The following is a 19410-nucleotide window of genomic DNA, read 5'->3' as shown; positions in this document are numbered from 1 at the left end:
GTTCTAGGTTACTTGGCTCACCTACATCAAAAGAACAGTTATACATTTTGATGGTGACTTTTCAAAATATACCTTAGCCATACATCCCTAGTTTCTAGGGGTTCCTGCTGAGAACGAGCCGCACCCTTTCTAAATCTGTAGTTTCTGGTAAAATTCCAAACCATTCTGTAAAGAATTGTTCATTCTCAGTTAGTAGCAAACTAAATTTTTCTTCTCAATAGCGAAGTGAGACGTTTTGGGCTTGGGTGACTTGAACCATAAGTCAAAAATAGAAGCAGTATTAACCATTGTGGAGTGAAAATTTTCAGCAAATGGCGAAATTATGGGTAGCGCGATCGCTCTGAAATAGTTAAAACCTTAACAATATGCACATCTGTACTTCCACTTCGTCCATATTTTGCAACTAAATATCAGGAATTAGGGTTATCTTCTTTGTTGCCACTACGTCGCACCTGGGAAGTAGTATCGATATTAAAACTCAGAGCATTACCTGTCAAATCGCAGTTTTCAATTGTACCCGCGCCGTTGTTATGTACGTACACGGCACTTTCCTTATTCTGATTGATTTGCTCTGGAGGTGTATATCCTGTTGAAATAATACCTGTGATATTTTGTCCGGCAGCTATTTTAGCTTGATAAGTTCCTGTAACTTGCCGTACTGTGCCAAAATCAATTAACGCCAAATCTCCATCTGCTCTTAGCATGATATTTGATGGCTTAATATCGCGATGGAAAAAATTTTGGCTGTGTACTCGATTCAGAATAGTAACTAATTCTTTTAGCCATTGGATAGCTAATGTTTGGTGGATAGGGCGCATCTCGCGATTTTCCATCCACTTTTGTAAGTCCATTCCCACAATCTTTTCCATCACTAAACAATGGATTGGTTGGTGGCTGTTTCTAGGAAAATAGACAAAGTAACTATCCGGTTCTACTTTGGGAATGCCTGGATGATTGAGTTTCGCCAGAACCTCAGCTTCCTGTTTAAATAGCTCAACTGCTTTTTGCTGAGTGTTAATGAGGACTTTAAGAACTTTTAGGTTGTTGCTTCGGATCTCGCTTACCTTATAAGTTATGCCAAAGCCACCCCCTCCAAGCTGGTTAATTACCCGGTAGCGCCCTTGCAGCAGTAATTCTGAGCCGCAATAAAGACAAAATAGTTCATCATCAGAATTTTGCTGTTGTAAACAGTAGGGATTTATGCACAGGCTCATTATCTTGGCATCAGTACATATGCTGGTATCATATTAGCCTTTCAGGAGACATAGCTTGCTAGTTTATACAAAATCTGACAAAAAAATTTGTCTTGGGCACAACTTCCAGAAACTTCACTTTTTCACTAGTTAAAAGGATTGATATAGCAAAAACCGGTTTTTATATAACAGGGTTGGGGGAACTCTTAACAGGTTTGAAACTCTTTTGATGTCCTAAGTTAGCTGTCAACTGCTATAAGAACATAACTAAATAGATAGGTAACCATTATGCTATTTTTGTAACGAAATTAAAAGTTTCCCTCTCGTTAATCGCGTTATGATTGTGGTCAAAAAGCTTGAATTGATACTTAGTTAAATTTTGAGTTGCTGATACCGATGTAAAAGAAGAGAGGTGTTACTGTGAATAACCACATCAAGCACATCAACTCTAACTCATTTACGGAATTAAGAGATTTGTCTGAGCAAGAGGAACAGGAAATTACATCTGGAGGATTCAGTATTTTAATAGAAGATATAAATACTTTCGCTAGAGATGAAGTTAGTGCTACTGATGGCGCTCGTAGCCTCTACTCCAAGAAAGAAACAGGATATTCGCTGTCGCGGATTAGATTTGACTTTGGAGATTGGTTCGGAAATAGTATGCGCAGAATGCGGAAGTATGGTTTTAGTCCTTTAAGTTTACTATCTCGGTTGTTATTTTTGTCTTTTACAAGGCAATAACAAGCTAAATTTTTTGATTTTAATATTTGAACTTGAGTTTTAGTCTTAAGAGAAACAAAATTTTGTTTCTTATTCAATATAAAATAATCCCCTTCTGATCGAGAGGGGATTGGGGAATTATTGCTGATCTAAACGCAGTACTGCCATGAATGCTTCTTGTGGTACATCTACCGTACCTACAGATTTCATCCGCTTTTTACCTTTCGCTTGCTTCTGCAGAAGTTTCTTTTTCCGGCTAATATCGCCGCCGTAACACTTCGCAAGCACGTCTTTCCGTAAAGCTGGGATGTGTTCGCTGGCAATAATCTTGCTACCGATCGCCGCTTGAATTGGCACTTTAAATTGATGGCGAGGAATCAATTCTTTGAGCTTTTCAGCCATTGATCGCCCGACATTGTAAGCTTTATCGCGGTGAACAATCATAGCTAAAGAGTCAACCGGATCGCCGTTAATCATAATATCCAACTTCACCAAAGGATTTTCACGGTAGCCAATCAGGTGATATTCCATACTGGCGTAACCGCGCGATCGCGACTTCATCTGATCGAAAAAGTCGGTAACTACTTCTGCCAAAGGTAACTCGTAAGTGAGTGTAGTACGTCCTTGGGTGAGGTATTTCATGTCTTTGAAAACACCGCGTCGGTTTTGTGATAACTCCATTAAAGTACCGACGAAAGTTTCCGGTGTAATCATTTCTACCTGAACGTATGGTTCTTCAATTTTTTCCCGTTCGTTAGGAGAAGGCAAATGACTGGGGTTATCGATGTACAGCACTTCTCCCTTATTAGTAGTAACACGGTAAACAACTGAAGGAGCAGTAATAATTAAATCCAGATTGTACTCCCGCTCTAAACGTTCTTGCACAATTTCCATGTGCAACAACCCCAAAAATCCACAACGGAAGCCAAACCCCATCGCGCTGGAGGTTTCTGGTTCATAGTGTAGCGCCGCATCGTTGAGCTTTAGTTTTTCGAGGGCTTCGCGCAAGTCCTCAAATTGATCGGCATCGATGGGGAACATACCGCAAAACACCATCGGGTTAGCTTCTTTGTAACCAGGCAATGGTTCAGCAGCTTTGGAATTAGCGTGGGCGAGAGTGACGGTATCTCCTACCCTGGCATCAGCTACAGCTTTAATTGCTGCCGACAAATAGCCTACTTCCCCAGCGTGCAGTTCTTCAACTGGCTTTTGGTTTGGGGAAAGCACGCCTAACTCGTCAATTTCATATTCTTTGCCAGATGCCATTAAATAGACGCGATCGCCCTTCTTCACCGTCCCATCCATGACCCGGAAGTATACAATTACTCCCCGGTAGCTATCGTAGTAGCTATCAAAAATTAACGCCCGTAGAGGTTCATTTACCGTATTTCGAGGTGGCGGCACACGCTCAACAATTGCTTCTAAAATCTCATCAATACCAATTCCTTCTTTGGCAGAAGCAAGAATCGCACCGCTACAATCTAAACCAATAATTTCCTCAATTTCGGAGATTACCCTGTCTGGTTCAGCCCCTGGTAAATCGATTTTATTTAAAACGGGAATAATTTCTAGGTTATGCTCCAGTGCTAAATAAACGTTTGCCAAGGTTTGCGCCTCTACACCCTGGGAAGCATCTACCACCAATAACGCGCCTTCACAAGCGGCAAGACTGCGAGACACTTCATAAGAGAAATCCACGTGACCAGGAGTATCAATTAAATTGAGTACATACTGCTGGCCATCTTTTGCCGTGTAGTTCATCCGGGCTGCTTGCAGCTTAATGGTAATGCCACGCTCCCGTTCTAAATCCATGTTGTCAAGAAACTGTTCCTTCATCTGCCGCTTGTCTACCGTACCAGTAACTTGCAGCAAGCGATCGGCAAGGGTAGACTTGCCATGGTCTATGTGAGCAATAATACAAAAGTTACGAATACGAGCTGCGGGAACGTCAGTCATAATACATTTTTTGCTTTAGCAGCAACCAAGGTTAAAACAGCAATATACTTAACGTATTTTAATGCTTTCTTTGCTCAGACGCTGCTATTGATATTGGGAATGGGTATTGGGGATTGGGTACTGGTGATTAGGTATTGGATATTAGGATCTCTTTATTCCCAGTCCCTAATTTCTAGTCCCTAGTCCCTAGTCCCTAGTCCCTAGTCCCTAGTCCCTAATCCCTAGTCCCTAGTCCCTAATCCCCAGTCCCCAGCCCCTACAAATGAACTTTCAGAAATATATTTATAAAGGTCTATCTATGGCGTCTAGTATTGTTCAGCTTGGAGCGTACAATAAACATCTAGAACTGCAAAACGCAGGTCAAAAAAGCCGATTGCAAGCAGCAATTGCTCAAACCTAATAAACATAGCTTTTTACAAAGCCTTTGACACATCATTCCAGAGTATATCAACTATGAATATGAAAGATAAGGCTACCGATGCGGAAGACAGATTAACCGATAAGGTAGAAATTGCAATTCGTCTAGACTCCGAGTTAGTGGAGCAAATTCATCACTTAACTAACGATCCTAGTAAAGTGATTGAGGTAGCAATTCGCCAGTGGTTAAGAGGTGAGGTACCCAGGGATGATGAACTGACACGCAACCCCAGACGCACACCAATCCCACCTAGAGGCGAATGGAACGATTAGAGTAATAAAAATATTTATTGACGGAGGATGAAAATAGTGTAAATTTTATCAGTTGCATTCCACTAGTTAAGAATCGCCACTTCAAGCATACTTAAGGTATGACAAGGTGTAAAAAGTTATGCCAAACTGGAAGCAGCTTTAGAGAAGTATTGTGGGTTGCCATTTGTCTATCCAACTCGAGTCATGAGTATTACTGCTAATTCCCAACTGCCAAATCTTGTGTCTGAAACTCAGAAAGCTATTACCAGTAAAACTGATGGCTCATGGGCAAATTTAGGAGCAGAGTTGGTGTATACGCAAGATGGAGCTGGGCGTTACCTCTCCTTTTATTGGCAACACAGTCAGAAGTTCTGTTTAGATCCTCAACAAGTAGTTGCCGATACCAAAGGAGAGGCAATTTTTACCCCAGTGGATAAGGTTGCCTATTTAGAAAGATTGCAGCGGATACTAACAACTTTGGTGCCAGAGAAGTTTCAGTGCTGGTTTAGCTATCGCGAACATTTGATTGAGTTAGAGTTAACCATCAGCGCGATTTTGCCCGCATTGGGTAGCGCTGCAACCACTGTTTTGGTTATGGGAAGGCTACTTCAAGCTACAGTTAGTAAAGCAGAACTGAATGTATCAGCGCCAGCGCCTACAGGGTTAGAGTTAACTTTACGTTCGCAACACAATCATCAGTTAGTAACCCAAATTACCAGAAACATTCGACGCACTCTAGAATTAGATATTATTTGGCAACAAACCGTTGACTGTTTGGGAGAAGCGCTGCTATTGAAGCGTTGCATCATCTGTCCTTATCAACCGCCAAGTGATAAGTTGAAGGTAATAGCAGAGTATCGCCAAAAAGAAGTTAACTCTGTACTGGGATTAGAAATTTATGTAGCTTCTGAACCAGCTTTTGCTCAAGCTTTAGCAACTCTAGAACCAATCTTGGTTAAAAACCCTCAAAATATGCTATTCGAGCAAGAGAAAATGTTGGTAGTAGCAACTTGCTATCAAGATCAACCCAATGGATTGATAGCTGCCACTTTGTGCAATGATTGTTACGAAGTGACGACGTCAGAACTAGAACTGGCAAAAGAGGTGGCAGATCAACTAGGTACAGCGATCGCCCACGCCACCCTCTACAAAGAATTGGAAGCCGCCCGACAACAAGCCGAAGAAGCCTCACGCCTAAAAAGCGAGTTTCTAGCCAACGTTTCCCACGAAATTAGAACGCCACTCAATGGCATGATTGGCTTTTTGAAGTTGATTTTAGATGGAATGGCAGAAGATCCAGAAGAACAAAAGCAGTTTATTCTTGAAGCTCACAAATCATCCCTGCATTTGCATGAGGTTATTAATGACATCCTAGACTTTGCCAAAATTGAAGCCGGCAAAATGGAAATGGAACTCAGAGCAATGAGTTTAGAAGAACTTTTCAGCGATGTGGGTAACTTTATGCGTCTACAAGCAGAGCAGAGAAAACTCAGCTTTCGGATGCAACTGCCAGAAACTTCCGATGAAATACTTGTCTATGGCGACTACCAGCGCCTGAAACAAGTGATGCTTAATTTAGTTGGCAACGCCATCAAATTCACCCAAGAAGGTGGTGTCACCATTAGCGCTGATGTAATTCGCAAAAAAGTGATATTTCAAGAGCAAGAATTCCCTGGTATGGTGAGAGTGCGTGTGGCAGACACTGGTATCGGTGTTTCCTTAGACAAACAAGACAAATTGTTTCAATTATTCTCACAAGTTGATGGTTCCCGCACTCGCCAGTATGGCGGTACAGGCTTAGGACTAGTCATATCGCAAAAATTGGTAGAAGCAATGGGCGGAGAAGTACACTTTTACAGCTTGGGCGAAGGACTTGGTTCAACCGTCACTTTCACCGTACCGCTTTATCAACAACCTGTGATGGTTTCCTCTACTGAAGGGAATTCTCAAGATTAGTCATTAGTCATTCTTCTTATTCCCCGTGTCCCCGCATCCCCTTGTCTCCTTGTCCTCCACTCTCTCCCCTTCTTGTTTAAATAAAAGCCACTGGGAGTGACAATCCTCTAGTAGATTAAACTGAGAAAGGTAAAAGGTAGAAGTCAACGTGGTTGTATGACACCTCAAAAAACTGCCCGTGAGTTATTCCAAACCGCTTATGCAAATCGTTACACTTGGGACGCTAACTTCCCTGGCTACAGTGCAGATGTGCAAGTGGTTCAAGGAGGGAAAGTTTACACAGGAAAAATTTGCATTCACCGCGACATGAGCATAGAAGTGACGGAAGTTAGCAACGAAGAAGTTGAACAAGGCATTTATACTCAATTGCAGGACATAATCAACCACCGTCAGCCCACTTCTTTTGAAGAATCCTATGGCAATTATGAATTTATTCAAGGAGAGATAGACGACAAAGGCGCAGTAGATATCTTGGTCAGAGACGAATCAACAGAGTCTCATTATAAAATTAGGGGTGGAGAATTTTGCCAGGTACGTCGAGTCATGGGTCGCATGGCTTTTGAAATTGATACCCATGCAAGTTTAGATACAGGCTCTGGTTACGTTGCTACCTGCTACGACGCTATTTTTCGTAACCGTGAAACTAACGAAGTTAAAAGTATTCTCAAATTTCAGGACACTTTTGAAAAAATAGGAGAGTATTACATTCTGGCAAAACAAGTAGTGCAAGATTGCCTAGCCGGAGATAGTAATCAAACTGAATTTAGCTATTCCAATATCAAATTGATTAAATCAGCTGTTGTATAGTCGTTAACGGTTATGATTTGCTATTTGTCATGTATCCATAGTCAGAATCAATGACAAAGGACTACTGGACAAAGTACGATCTAGCAGTAAATAGGTCTAGGATGTAGTTAACAACAAATATTGAAAATAAAATTTTTCGATTCATAAGAGGTCTGAAGCTATGGAACTGACAGTTGAAAATGTAGAATCTGTCCTAGATGAAATGCGTCCGTACCTCATGTCTGATGGTGGCAACGTAGAACTTGTAGAACTTGACGGCCCTATTGTTAAATTACGCTTACAAGGTGCTTGCGGTTCTTGCCCAAGTTCTACCATGACCCTGAGAATGGGTATTGAACGCCGTCTCAAGGACATGATTCCTGAAATTGCAGAAGTTGAGCAAGTAATTTAGGGACTGGGGATTAGGGACTAGGGACTAGGGATTAGGGACTAGTGGCGTGTCAACGCTAAATATAGTGCATTATAGTTTTCTTGTGAGACGGGCTTCTAGCCCGTTCGGTGTGGACATCTTGTCCGCACCACAAGATTTATATTTATGCACAAAATTAACCTGATCGCGCCACTAAAAAGTAGGAGAGGAGCCAGTGCGTTAGGGAACGTCTGCACATGAGTATCCTCCTCGTGCGTGTCACCTTCTCTCATTTTCATCCCTAGCCTCTAGCCCCTAGCCCCTAGCCTCTAGCCCCTAACCCCTTCATGCTTATGTCCCATCCCCTCTACGTTGCTTTCATTTGGCATCAACATCAACCGCTATACAAATCTCGCAGTGGCACCTCGGCTTTGTCTCAACAGTATCGTCTGCCTTGGGTGCGTTTGCACGGTACTAAGGATTATCTGGATTTAATACTCATTTTAGAAAAGTATCCCAAATTACATCAAACGGTAAATTTGGTACCATCCTTAATTTTACAACTGGAAGATTACATAGCAGGTACAGCCTTTGATCCATACTTGGAAGTTAGTTTGACGCCATGTCAACAATTAACTCAACAGCAGCGAGAGTTTATCATTCAACATTTTTTTGATGCTAATCACCACACTTTAATCGATCCCCATCCCCGCTATCGCGAACTGTACTATCAAAAGCAGGAACAAGGACAAGCTTGGTGTTTAGAAAATTGGCAAGAACATGATTATAGCGATCTATTAGCCTGGCATAATTTAGCTTGGATTGATCCACTGTTTTGGGACGATCCAGAAATCAATGCTTGGTTAAAGCAAGGTCGCAATTTTACTTTAGGCGATCGCCAGCGGATCTACTCCAAACAGCGAGAAATTATTAGCCGCATTATTCCCCAACACCGCAAAATGCAACAAGCGGGGCAATTGGAAGTTACTACTTCGCCCTACACCCACCCAATTTTGCCCCTACTTGCCGATACTAACTCTGGTAGAGTAGCTGTGCCAAATATGACTCTGCCAGAGTATAGATTTCAATGGCCGGAAGATATTCCCCGGCATTTACAAAAAGCTTGGAGTCTATATTTAGATAGATTTGAACAAGAACCACGCGGTCTGTGGCCATCGGAGCAGTCAGTTAGCCCGGAGATATTACCGTATATTATCAAACAAGGATTTAAGTGGATTTGCTCAGATGAAGCTGTACTCGGTTGGACGCTGAGACACTTTTTTCATCGCGATGCAGTCGGGAATGTCCAAGAACCAGAGTTATTGTACCGTCCTTACCGCTTAGACACTCCAGCGGGAGATGTGGCGATCGTGTTTCGCGATCATAGATTGTCTGACTTGATTGGCTTTACCTATGGTTCTATGCCGCCCAAGCAAGCAGCCGCAGATTTAGTGGGACACTTGCAGGCGATCGCTAAAATGCAAAGAGAGCGTCATAGCGCCCAACCTTGGTTAGTAACTATTGCCTTGGATGGGGAAAATTGCTGGGAATTTTATCAGCAAGATGGTAAACCATTCCTAGAAGCTTTATACGCAACCCTAGAACGAGAACCGCATCTGAAACTAGTTACCGTTTCGGAATTTATCGAACAGTTTCCCCCTACGGCAACCATTCCCCAAAACCAACTGCATAGCGGTTCGTGGGTAGATGGCAGTTTCACCACTTGGATCGGCGATCCAGTCAAAAATCGTGCTTGGGACTACCTAACACAAGCAAGGGAAGTATTAGCAAGTCATCCCGAAGCCACAGAAGAAAACAACCCAGCAGCTTGGGAAGCTTTATATGCCGCAGAAGGTTCTGATTGGTTTTGGTGGTTCGGTGAAGGACACTCCTCTAACCAAGATGCCATTTTTGACCAATTATTTCGAGAACACTTGTGCGGGATTTACAAAGCCCTAAATGAACCGATACCCCCCTATCTGCGGCTACCTTTAGAAGTTCATGAAGCACGAGGAAGCCACCGCCCAGAAAGCTTTATTCATCCAGTTATAGATGGTAAAGGAGATGAACAAGACTGGGACAAAGCTGGGCGCATCGAGGTAGGCGGCGCACGAGGAACAATGCACAATAGCAGTCTCATCCAGCGCCTGTGGTATGGGGTGGATCACCTCAATTTCTATTTGCGGGTAGACTTCAAAACAGGCGTTCAACCAGGAAAAGATTTGCCAGCAGAATTAAATTTGCTGTGGTTCTATCCTGGCAAGACAATGCACAACAGCCCTATGCCTTTAGCTGAGGTGCCAGATCTAGAACCAGTTAATTACTCGTTCCACCACCATTTAGAGATTAATTTGCTCACTCAATCAATTCAGTTTCGCGAAGCTGGAGAGCATTATCAATGGCATCCGCGTACTAGTCGCGCCCAAGTTGCCTTTGATCGTTGTTTAGAAGTTGCAGTACCGTGGGCAGATTTGCAAGTTCCACCAGATTTTGCCCTGCGCTTAATCGTAGTGCTGGCAGATGAAGGGTGTTTTCGCAACTATGTACCAGAGAATGCTTTAATTCCGATTGAGGTTCCTTAATTGAAGAATTCAGAAGCCAGAAGCCAGAATAAGTAGCCAGCCAGTAGGGTGGGCATTGCCCGTGAAAGTTCATACGGTAAGCATTTGAGATATAGGGGAGCTATGCCCACCTTACAGAAAAATTAGTATAGCCAGTAGGGTGGGTATTGCCCGTGAAAGTTCATGCGGTAAGCATTTGAGATATGGGGAAGCTATGCCCACCTTACAGAAAAATTAGCATCGTTCAAAAAACAATCATCAAAAAGTCACAAACTCTTTGCGGAATTTACTGTACACATTTTCTCCGGAAAATATATCTCACTTTTTGGAAAGTTTGAATTAAAGGCTAACAAAGGTCATAATTTTGCAAAGATATAGCTATACTACTGGCGGAAAAAAATATTTATAGTTACATTAAAGACATGATAAAGTTGCTGTCTCACCTCAAATAAGCTTGATCTGGCGATGAATAGCTTTTCTAGTCAAAAAATACCGAGTTTTCACGCAGATATTTTCAAGCAAACCCAGCTTTCGCAGTTGTGTGGTACTCAAAGATTATTTCGCGATCGCTACGAAATTCTTAGAATTTTGGGTAGGGGTGGTTTTGGTGTCACGTTTTTAGCCAAAGATGCAATATTACCAGGCAATCCTGTATGCGTCATCAAACAACTTTGTCCAAAGGCGACTAATCCCCAAAGCTGGGAACGTGCTTGCATCCGCTTTAAAAAAGAAGCAAAAACCTTAGCTCGGCTTGGCAGCCATTCTCAGATTCCCATGCTTTTAGACTATTTTGAAAGCCAGGGGGAATTTTATTTAATTCAAGAGTATGTAAGAGGTTCTAACTTAGCACAGGAAGTGAAGCGAAATGGCTGCAAAAGTGAAGCTGCTGTAAAACAATTTTTGCAAGAATTATTACCAGTTTTACGATACGTCCACAAACATCGCGTGATTCATCGGGACATTAAACCCCATAACTTGCTGCATTGTAAGGATGATGGGCGGTTGGTACTGATTGATTTTGGTGCAGTCAAAGAAGAATTACGTAATGCTACCGAAACTTCTACCCATCAAAACGCCAACACCAATTTTATTGGCACTATGGGATTTGCACCACCAGAACAGCTTTCCCTGCGCCCAGTTTATGCCAGCGATATCTATGCTGTGGGCATGACTTGTCTGTATCTGTTCACAGGGAAATCACCTCTAGAATTTAATCGCAATCCAAGTACTGGTGAAATTAACTGGCAAGAACAACTAAATCTCAGTAAGCATTTTGCCCAAGTGTTATCCAAAATGCTTAAAAATTCGTTAGAAGAGCGTTTTCAGTCGGTTGACGATGTGATTTGGGCTTTAGGTATGGAATCGTATTTACCTACATTAAATAATTGTTTAAGTACTCAAAGGCTCGGAAATGGTATTAAACAGAGCGAGAAAGAATCTTCTGATGAGTATTTATCGCCCTTAGCAAGAACTGCTAAAACAATCCGGCGATGGCAAGGAAAGTTAAAGGCAAAAAACTCTCATGACTGCAAAAAGCTTCATGCCTCTGATGTATCACATTAACAATTTATAAATATTGAAGAAACTAGAAATATATATCAGGAAGTATTTTGCTTAGATTTGACTATAAGTGTTAGGATAAAACGCGTTTTTATTAATACTTTTTAGCTTAGTGTTTCTCGCTAATTATCTCAATTTCTCAGTTCTACAAGTGACACTATACCTGTCATAAAACTAACAAAATTTTTTATTGCTATTTAGTACAATACAGGAAATTGTTAATGATAATAAGAAGTTTTGTTGGGCTAATTTAGTATAGTTTGTCACGCAGTATTGCCTCTCTAGATAATGATCTGCTGCCTAAATCCTGATTGCCCGTATCCCCTCAATCCTGATGGAATGGATTTTTGTCAAACTTGCAACACCCCACTCGTGGCGCTGTTGCGAAATCGCTTTCGTGTCACCCGCGTACTTTCAGATGAGGGTGGTTTTGGTAGAACTTATTTAGCAGAAGATTTAGATAAACTCAACGAGCGCTGTGTCATCAAACAATTAGCACCCAAATTTCAAGACAGTTGGGCGCTCTCGAAAGCCGTGGATCTGTTTCATAAAGAAGCACAACGACTACAACAACTTGGAGAACATTCGCAGATCCCAACTTTGTTAGCGTACTTTGAAGAAAATAATTATCTGTATTTGGTACAGCAGTTCATAGATGGGCAAAATTTGTTAAAAGAACTGCAACAAAAAAGAGGATATAGTGCTAAAGAGATTCGAGAAATTTTATTGGATTTATTGCCTGTTCTCAAGTTTATTCATGAGCGAGGAGTAATTCACCGAGATATCAAGCCCCAAAATATTATCCGCCGTAAAAGTGATGGGCGCTTATGTCTAATTGATTTTGGCTCTTCCAAACAGTTAACAGCCAAAGTGCAGATGCCAATGGGCACTTCCATTGGTTCTCATGGCTATTCGGCAATTGAACAAATCAGAGACGGTAAGGCGTATCCAGCTAGCGATTTGTTTAGCTTAGGAGCTACCTGTTTTCATCTCCTCACCGGAACTTCTCCTTTTAAACTGTGGACAGAACATGGTTATGCTTGGGTTCAAGATTGGCAGGAATTTTTGAAAAACCCAATTAGTGATGAGTTGGCTGAGGTAATTGATAAGCTGTTAGAAAAAGATGTGAAACAGCGCTATCAATCAGCAGATCAAGTATTAAAAGATTTATTTCCCAAGCAAACATCACTTGTCAAAGAAGCCAATTATCCGACAAATTTGCAACAGACTCAGCCAACATTGCTATCAAGAAAATATACGTTGCTGAGAAATTTCTTCTTGTTAGGTTCTGTGGTTCTGTTGCTAGTGCTGGGACAATTTTTTTATCAGCAATCAGGCAGGTTAGAACTGTCTATATCTTCTAGCTTTGGAAAATCGAACCAGAATAGTAACAGTGAAACGATTACTCCTGAGCCTTCTCAAGTTCCTTTGCAAAATTTTTATTTAGCCAAAACCTTTAAATCACCCGATCGCTCAGTTTTATCTATTGCTCTCGCTCCTAATGGCAAAACCATAGTCAGCAACAGTGGTGACACTATCAAAATGTGGAGTTTGGCAACAGGACAGGAAATTTATACCCTCAAAGGGCATACTGGTCGAGTTAATATCATTGCTATGACTCCGGATGGACAAACCCTTGTCAGCGGTAGCGAGGACAAAACTATCAAACTGTGGAATTTGGCAAGGGGGCAAGAAATCCGCACTTTAGAGGAACATTCCAACTCAGTCAATGCCTTCGCCATTAGTCCAGATGGCAAAACTCTAGCCATTGGTAGTGATGACAACACAATTAAATTATGGGATCTCACCACCGGACAGCAAATTGGTACTTTGAAGAGCCATTCCTCTTGGGTTAGTGCTGTTGCTTTTAGCCCAGATGGACAAACTCTTGCTAGTGGCAGTCGCGACAAGACGATTAAACTGTGGAATTGGGCGAAGGGAAAAAAAATTCGCACGTTTACAGGTCATTCTCAGACTGTAACATCGATCGCGATCGCTCCGGATGGCAACACTTTAGTTAGCGGTAGTGACGACAAAACTATCAAACTTTGGAATCTGGATACAGGTGAGGAAATTCGTACTCTGCACAAACACAGCGATCAGGTGAAGGCGATCGCGATTACTCCAGATGGTTATGCCCTTGCTAGTGGTAGTCTTGACAAGACAATCAAACTGTGGAATATAGACACAGGTGAGGAAATTCACACTCTTAAAGGACATGATGGCATTCAAGCTCTCGCCTTCAGTCAAGACGGCAAAACCCTTGTGAGCGCTGGTTTGGATAACACTATTAAAGTTTGGCGAGTCTCTGAGTAATAGTGTTTTTGGTCTACAAAGTAATGTTAAAAATTTACTACTAAATCCGAAAAAATATGATGTCGATGTGTAAATAAAGTTAGTCCCAAATATTACAATAGATAGGCTCTCAAGTTTGTCCATTAAACAATCTGTAGAGTGGCGCAACTGGGGAATCTGCTATGCCTTTAAATATGAATTATTCAAAAAATAAAGTATTAACAGTAATAGCGATCGCACTATTGGGATGCGGGGCAGTTTGGTTGTGGCAATCTTCCCCAGCCGTTACCAGTGCATCATCTAAGAAAAACCCGCCGATTAAACCAGCATTGGTAAATTTTAACGTTGCTTCTACCTTCAAAGCACATAATAACCCGATTTCGGCAGTGGCAATTAGCCCAGATGGCAAGCTAATTGCTTCTGCTAGCACAGACAACACTATCAAACTGTGGAATTTAGCCACAGGAACAGCACTGCGTACCCTGAGCGGGCATAAAAAATGGATCAATTCTCTTGCCATTAGCCCGGATGGTAAAACCATAGCTTCTGCCGGTGCAGACAACACTATCAAGCTGTGGAATTTAGCAACAGGAAGACTGATACACACCCTCAGCGGACATCAAGCCTCAGTTCAATCTGTCGCCTTTAGTCCAGATAGTAGTACTATAGCGAGTGGCAGTTGGGATCAGAGTGTAAAACTTTGGAATGTAGCAACTGGGAAACTAGTACGCACTTTTAGCGGAGATTGTGACGTAGTAGATGCGATCGCTATTAGTCCAGATGGTACAACGCTTGCCAGCAGCAATTATTTTGACAACAGCATTAAATTGTGGGATCTGCGAACAGGCAAACAAACTCGTGGCTTAAGAGGGCATCAGGAGGCGATCCATTCCCTCGCCTATAGTCCAGATGGCAAGACTTTAGCAAGTGGTAGTTGGGACAAGACTATCAAACTCTGGGATTTGACAACAGCCAAGGAAATCCATACTCTTATAGGTCATGGCGACAAAGTCGAATCTATTACTTTCAGTCCAAATGGCAAAATTCTTGCTAGTGGTAGTTGGGACAAAACTATCAAATTGTGGAATGTCGCAACAGGAATGGAAATTCAAACTCTCAAAGGGCACGACAACAAAATTTGGTCTATTGCCTACAGCCCAGATGGCAACACTCTAGCAAGTGGCAGTTTTGATAAGACTATCAAGATTTGGCGAGTGTCACGGTAGGTGTTAGTAGGTAGTGGTTAGTGGTTAGTAGGCAGTAGTTAACCACTAACCAATGACTAATGACTACCCTTAAAACACAGTCAATCGGTAAGCACCTTTCTCGCGAGGAGTCGCAGAAAGAACCACGACATAATAAGTATCATCTTCTGGTAATTTGGCTCGGTCGATCAGTGCAGTGTATCGCCCGTCTTTGTCGTTATCAGTGGCAACGATTTGCCCTTTGGAATTGAGCAAAACTATGTAGGGGGGAAACTCTTCAAACATACTATCTACACGTATGCTAACCAATTGGTCTTTTTTCCCCTCAAACTTAGAAATACTGTAAGGGCTGCCAGTTTTTCTGAAAGAAAGGCTACTTGCTGTGAGGTTGCCAGATTGATCTACGGCATAGCTTGCTCTGTCATTCCGCAGCGCCAAGCTATAGCGCCCGATCTCTCCTGGATTACGACTAGTGACTGCGATCGTATAAGTACCTTTGACAGGCAATCTGACAAAAATAAATGCATCTTTGACTCCACCCTTAGTCGCAGTTTCCCCACTGCCTCTTTTGGCAAGAACCCTATTATTGGGATCGAGCAGCATCATGAACGGATCTAAACTCAAGTTGCTGGAACGACGTTGATCGGCACTACCTGTGAGCCTGATTTGAATTAATTGATTTTCCCTACCTTCAAACTGATAGAAATGAAAATATCTGCCTTGAGACTTAAAGTCACCCGGAGCTAAAACGCCTAATGCAATATTGACAAAGTCAACTTTTTTAGCATTAGGTATGTTGGAACGATTAACAGGCGAGCCTACCGAAATTTGGTTTCTATTTACGCCTGGGCTAGTAGTTGGTTTGACAGCAGGCGATCGCGAAGGGGTAGAACGACGATAGGATGGCTGCGATGCGGGTTGAGGGCTGCTAGGAGTAGAACGGCGGTTGGATGGCTGTGACGTTGGCTGAGGGCTGCTAGAAGTAGAACGGCGGTTGGATGGCTGTGACGTTGGTTGAGGGCTGCTGGGGGTAGAACGGCGATAGGATGGTTTGGATGGAGCTTGAGTGGGAGTCGCGTCTGTGCTAGGAGGCTGTGGTGTAGGTGCCGACTCTGTTGTGGGAGAAGGGGCAGGAGTCGCGCCTGTGCTAGGAGGCTGTGGTGTAGGTGCCGACTCTGTTGTGGGAGAAGGGGCAGGAGTCGATTCTGTACTAGGAGGCTGTGGTGTAGGTGCCGACTCTGTTGTGGGAGAAGGTGCAGGAGTCGATTCTGTACTGGGAGGCTGCGATGTCGATGTGGTTTCTGTTGGAGGCGCTTGAGTTGCAGGAATAGGTGAGTTTATTGGTTGATTGCGTTTGGGAGGAGATACAGGCGGTTGTGCAACAGGAATTTGCTCGATTCCTTGTTGTACTGCTTCTGGTTGTCTTTCATCTGGTGTTTTGGCAATTTTGAACTCTCCAGACTGTTTCGCAACTTCTAAAGCATATATCGACGGAGCGTAACTTGTTATCAACAAGCTACTACTGATGGAAAAGATTAAAGCTAAGTTCAATTTGCCCCGAAGTTTTTTGTTGACTTTCTCTGCCATGATTTCACTCCTCATGCTTGGAAGGTATAGCTGTTTTTATGTCTTTAGACAGTTACTTTGACCCACTTATTAATGGTTCATTACGACAAAATGAATTTAAAGTGATTTATTTGATCGGAAAATTGCTGACCTAAGTACTTAAAAGTGTCATGTTTGTTATTGACGCGATCGCTAGTTTTTCAAAAAATAGTGTTTGCTGCCTTTTGTAAGAGTACAAATAGTGTATATAGAAAACACTTATAACAGTTATTGTGCTACTTTTAACTAAGTTTTTGATAAACTCTGTGTATTTTTATCTTAAATTGTCTAGTTAATAATAAATTGATTCTTCACACCAAAATATAATATTAGTAATTTAATAGCAAAATTATACGTCATCAATTAATATATACTCAAGCTGCTAATGGCTTAAAGGTATGATTTGCTGCCTGAATCCTGATTGCCACGATCCCTTAAATCCTGAGAGTAACCTATACTGCCATAGTTGTAAAACTCCACTCATACCGCTACTGAGAGGACACTATCGCGTTATAAAGAGACTTTCGGTTGAAGGTGGATTTAGTATCACCTATCTAGCGGAAGATATAGATAAATTAAATGAAAAATGTGTAGTCAAGCAATTGGCACCAAAAATCCAGGAAACGGGGATGTTGCAGAAGGCAGTTAAGCTTTTTAAACAAGAAGCACAACGGCTGCAAGAATTGGGAGAGCATCCACAAATACCCCATTTATTAGCTTATTTTGAGCAAGACAACTATTTATATCTAGTCCAGCAATTTATTGATGGGCAGAATTTATTAAAGGAATTGCAGCAACGAGGTAAGTTTAATGAAAGAGAGATTCGAGAGCTTTTATTAGATTTACTACCTATTCTCAAATTTATTCACGAGCATGGAGTAATTCACCGGGATATCAAACCACAAAATATTCTTCGCCGTCAAAGTGATGGGCGAATCGTACTAATTGACTTTGGAGCTTCAAAGCTGCTAACAGCAACAGTGCAAGCGAAAATAGGAACAACTATCGGCTCACACGGATATACACCCATAGAACAGATGCAGGATGGAGAAGCCTATCCAGCCAGTGATTTATTCAGTTTAGGCGCGACTTGCTTTTATCTGTTGAGTGGAATTTCCCCATATAAGCTGTGGATGCAACATGGTTACAGTTGGGTGGCATCTTGGTGGCAATATCTGAATAATCCGGGTAGGGATGAGGTTTCCCTCTCTGTAGAGTTGGGTATGGTTCTCGACAAACTGCTGAAAACAGACATCCAACAACGTTACCAATCTGCTGATGAAGTTATTAAGGACTTAACACATCAAGCCTTACCATTGTCAGTACCCCCAACCATCCTGTCAGGTTCGTCACCAACTCAAACAGTACAACCACGCACAAAGCCCAAAAATAGGCTCATGGTGAATGCTAGCGTGATGCTATTGGCAATAGCAGGAATTTGGTATTTTCAGTCTCGCCAGGCAGCAATTACTCAGTCTTCTCAACCCAATCAACCTAGAGACACAATTGCAGGAAATTCTGAGCAACCCAGTACTTTGAAAGGACATGCCAGTGATGTTAATTCTGTCGCTTTCAGCCCAATTGTGCCGAATCTTCCCAATCAAGGGGTACAAAAAGGAATCTTAGCCAGTGGCAGCGATGACAAAACAATTAAACTTTGGAATTTAGGAACACAAAAGAAAATTTTTACTCTTGCTGGGCATTCCGGATGGATTTGGAGTGTCGCCTTCAGCCCTGATGGGCAAATTCTTGCTAGCGGTAGTGCAGACAAGACAATTAAACTATGGAATCTGCAAACAGGCAAAGAAATTCGTACTCTCAAGGGACATACTGCTGGAGTTGCTTCCGTTGCTTTCAGTGCTGATGGCAAAACCCTGGCTAGCGCTAGTTTAGATCAGACAATTAAACTTTGGAATCTGCAAACAGGCAAAGAAATTCGTACTCTCAAGGGGCATACTGCTGGAGTTGCTTCTGTTGCTTTTAGTAGCGATCGCAAAACCCTCGCTAGTGGCAGTTGGGATAAAACTATCAAACTTTGGAATTTAGATACTGCAAAAACTATTCGCACACTCAAGGGACATTCCGACTGGATTATTTCCATTGCTTTTAGTCCTGATGGTGCTAGCCTTGCTAGTGCCAGCAAAGATAAGACTATTAAATTATGGAATCTCGTGACTGGAGAGGCAACACGTACCCTGAAGGCGCATACTGATAAAGTGAATTCTCTTGCTTTTATACCAGGTACAGGCTACAACAAATCTTTAGAGGAAGCTACCCTTGTCAGCGGTAGTAATGACAATACGATTAAAATGTGGGATCTAAAAACCGGAAAGGAAATTCGCACCTTAAAGAGAGATTCCGGTTATATTTATTCCGTGGCAATTAGTCCTGATGGGCAGACAATTGTTGGTGGTGGTAGTGCTGATAATCTGATTAAGATTTGGCAAATTGCTGATTGAGAATTTTAGGGCTATACAGATACAGTCAGCTTTTCTAGTAAATCTTAAGTAGCCCTTGCTGAACGAGCTAAAATT

The 19410-nt window shown here is 42.1% G+C and carries 13 protein-coding genes; 10 read left to right on the top strand and 3 right to left on the bottom strand.

Annotated elements, in window-relative coordinates; all coding sequences use genetic code 11:
* Window positions 1-410 precede the first annotated feature (410 nt).
* Window positions 411-1214, bottom strand: coding sequence for a protein kinase domain-containing protein (locus UYC_RS0111720; protein ID WP_016878766.1), 804 nt, complete (start codon window positions 1212-1214; stop codon window positions 411-413).
* A gap of 399 nt (window positions 1215-1613) precedes the next feature.
* Between UYC_RS0111720 and UYC_RS0111715 the strand changes: the two genes are divergently transcribed.
* Window positions 1614-1934: a hypothetical protein gene (locus UYC_RS0111715; protein WP_016878767.1), complete on the top strand. Its 321-nt coding sequence runs from the start codon at window positions 1614-1616 to the stop codon at window positions 1932-1934.
* Between the two features lie 117 nt (window positions 1935-2051).
* On the opposite strand, the gene lepA is transcribed toward UYC_RS0111715, so the two are convergent.
* On the bottom strand, window positions 2052-3869 hold the full coding sequence (lepA, locus tag UYC_RS0111710) for a translation elongation factor 4 (RefSeq protein WP_016878768.1): 1818 nt from the start codon (window positions 3867-3869) through the stop codon (window positions 2052-2054).
* 453 nt (window positions 3870-4322) lie between these two features.
* Here lepA and UYC_RS0111700 point away from each other — a divergent pair, with 453 nt between their 5' ends.
* From UYC_RS0111700 to UYC_RS0111665, 8 genes are all read left to right on the top strand, one after another.
* The gene (locus tag UYC_RS0111700) at window positions 4323-4559 is read left to right on the top strand and encodes a hypothetical protein (protein ID WP_039752320.1); all 237 of its coding nucleotides are present in this window, start codon (window positions 4323-4325) and stop codon (window positions 4557-4559) included.
* Between the two features lie 183 nt (window positions 4560-4742).
* Window positions 4743-6494: an ATP-binding protein gene (locus UYC_RS0111695; protein ID WP_016878771.1), complete on the top strand. Its 1752-nt coding sequence runs from the start codon at window positions 4743-4745 to the stop codon at window positions 6492-6494.
* A gap of 156 nt (window positions 6495-6650) precedes the next feature.
* A complete protein-coding gene (locus UYC_RS0111690) occupies window positions 6651-7301 on the top strand; it encodes a DUF3386 domain-containing protein (protein ID WP_016878772.1) in 651 nt (216 codons plus the stop codon).
* A gap of 160 nt (window positions 7302-7461) precedes the next feature.
* Window positions 7462-7692 carry a NifU family protein gene (locus tag UYC_RS0111685; protein WP_016878773.1) on the top strand — a complete coding sequence of 77 codons (231 nt, stop codon included), beginning with the start codon at window positions 7462-7464 and terminating at the stop codon, window positions 7690-7692.
* Window positions 7693-8003: 311 nt separating this feature from the next.
* Window positions 8004-10232, top strand: coding sequence for a glycoside hydrolase family 57 protein (locus UYC_RS0111680; protein ID WP_016878775.1), 2229 nt, complete (start codon window positions 8004-8006; stop codon window positions 10230-10232).
* Window positions 10233-10676: 444 nt separating this feature from the next.
* Complete coding sequence (locus UYC_RS0111675) at window positions 10677-11774, top strand: serine/threonine-protein kinase (RefSeq protein ID WP_016878777.1); 1098 nt, start codon at window positions 10677-10679, stop codon at window positions 11772-11774.
* A gap of 285 nt (window positions 11775-12059) precedes the next feature.
* Window positions 12060-14087 (top strand): serine/threonine-protein kinase, encoded by a 2028-nt coding sequence (locus tag UYC_RS0111670; RefSeq protein WP_016878778.1) that lies wholly within the window; start codon window positions 12060-12062, stop codon window positions 14085-14087.
* Between the two features lie 161 nt (window positions 14088-14248).
* Window positions 14249-15292, top strand: coding sequence for a WD40 repeat domain-containing protein (locus tag UYC_RS0111665; protein WP_016878779.1), 1044 nt, complete (start codon window positions 14249-14251; stop codon window positions 15290-15292).
* A gap of 69 nt (window positions 15293-15361) precedes the next feature.
* Here UYC_RS0111665 and UYC_RS0111660 read toward each other — a convergent pair whose 3' ends face one another.
* Complete coding sequence (locus tag UYC_RS0111660) at window positions 15362-16858, bottom strand: PPC domain-containing protein (protein ID WP_016878780.1); 1497 nt, start codon at window positions 16856-16858, stop codon at window positions 15362-15364.
* Between the two features lie 416 nt (window positions 16859-17274).
* Here UYC_RS0111660 and UYC_RS0111655 point away from each other — a divergent pair, with 416 nt between their 5' ends.
* Window positions 17275-19335, top strand: coding sequence for a serine/threonine-protein kinase (locus UYC_RS0111655; protein WP_026087739.1), 2061 nt, complete (start codon window positions 17275-17277; stop codon window positions 19333-19335).
* The last annotated feature ends 75 nt before the right edge of the window (window positions 19336-19410 follow it).

The sequence above is a fragment of the Chlorogloeopsis fritschii PCC 6912 genome, assembly GCF_000317285.1.
Lineage (GTDB): Bacteria > Cyanobacteriota > Cyanobacteriia > Cyanobacteriales > Nostocaceae > Chlorogloeopsis > Chlorogloeopsis fritschii.
Note: the sequence above shows the minus strand (reverse complement) of the source record. Positions and strands in the feature narration are given on the sequence as shown.

Excerpts from the sequence above, each read along its gene's own strand:
- UYC_RS0111675 (WP_016878777.1), top strand. The coding sequence starts at position 10,677 with ATGAATAGCTTTTCTAGTCAAAAAATACCGAGTTTTCACGCAGATATT.
- UYC_RS0111670 (WP_016878778.1), top strand. The coding sequence starts at position 12,060 with ATGATCTGCTGCCTAAATCCTGATTGCCCGTATCCCCTCAATCCTGAT.
- UYC_RS0111700 (WP_039752320.1), top strand. The coding sequence starts at position 4,323 with ATGAATATGAAAGATAAGGCTACCGATGCGGAAGACAGATTAACCGAT.
- UYC_RS0111655 (WP_026087739.1), top strand. The coding sequence starts at position 17,275 with ATGATTTGCTGCCTGAATCCTGATTGCCACGATCCCTTAAATCCTGAG.
- UYC_RS0111690 (WP_016878772.1), top strand. The coding sequence starts at position 6,651 with ATGACACCTCAAAAAACTGCCCGTGAGTTATTCCAAACCGCTTATGCA.
- UYC_RS0111695 (WP_016878771.1), top strand. The coding sequence starts at position 4,743 with ATGAGTATTACTGCTAATTCCCAACTGCCAAATCTTGTGTCTGAAACT.
- UYC_RS0111720 (WP_016878766.1), bottom strand. The coding sequence starts at position 1,214 with ATGAGCCTGTGCATAAATCCCTACTGTTTACAACAGCAAAATTCTGAT.
- UYC_RS0111685 (WP_016878773.1), top strand. The coding sequence starts at position 7,462 with ATGGAACTGACAGTTGAAAATGTAGAATCTGTCCTAGATGAAATGCGT.
- UYC_RS0111660 (WP_016878780.1), bottom strand. The coding sequence starts at position 16,858 with ATGGCAGAGAAAGTCAACAAAAAACTTCGGGGCAAATTGAACTTAGCT.
- UYC_RS0111680 (WP_016878775.1), top strand. The coding sequence starts at position 8,004 with ATGTCCCATCCCCTCTACGTTGCTTTCATTTGGCATCAACATCAACCG.
- UYC_RS0111665 (WP_016878779.1), top strand. The coding sequence starts at position 14,249 with ATGCCTTTAAATATGAATTATTCAAAAAATAAAGTATTAACAGTAATA.
- lepA (WP_016878768.1), bottom strand. The coding sequence starts at position 3,869 with ATGACTGACGTTCCCGCAGCTCGTATTCGTAACTTTTGTATTATTGCT.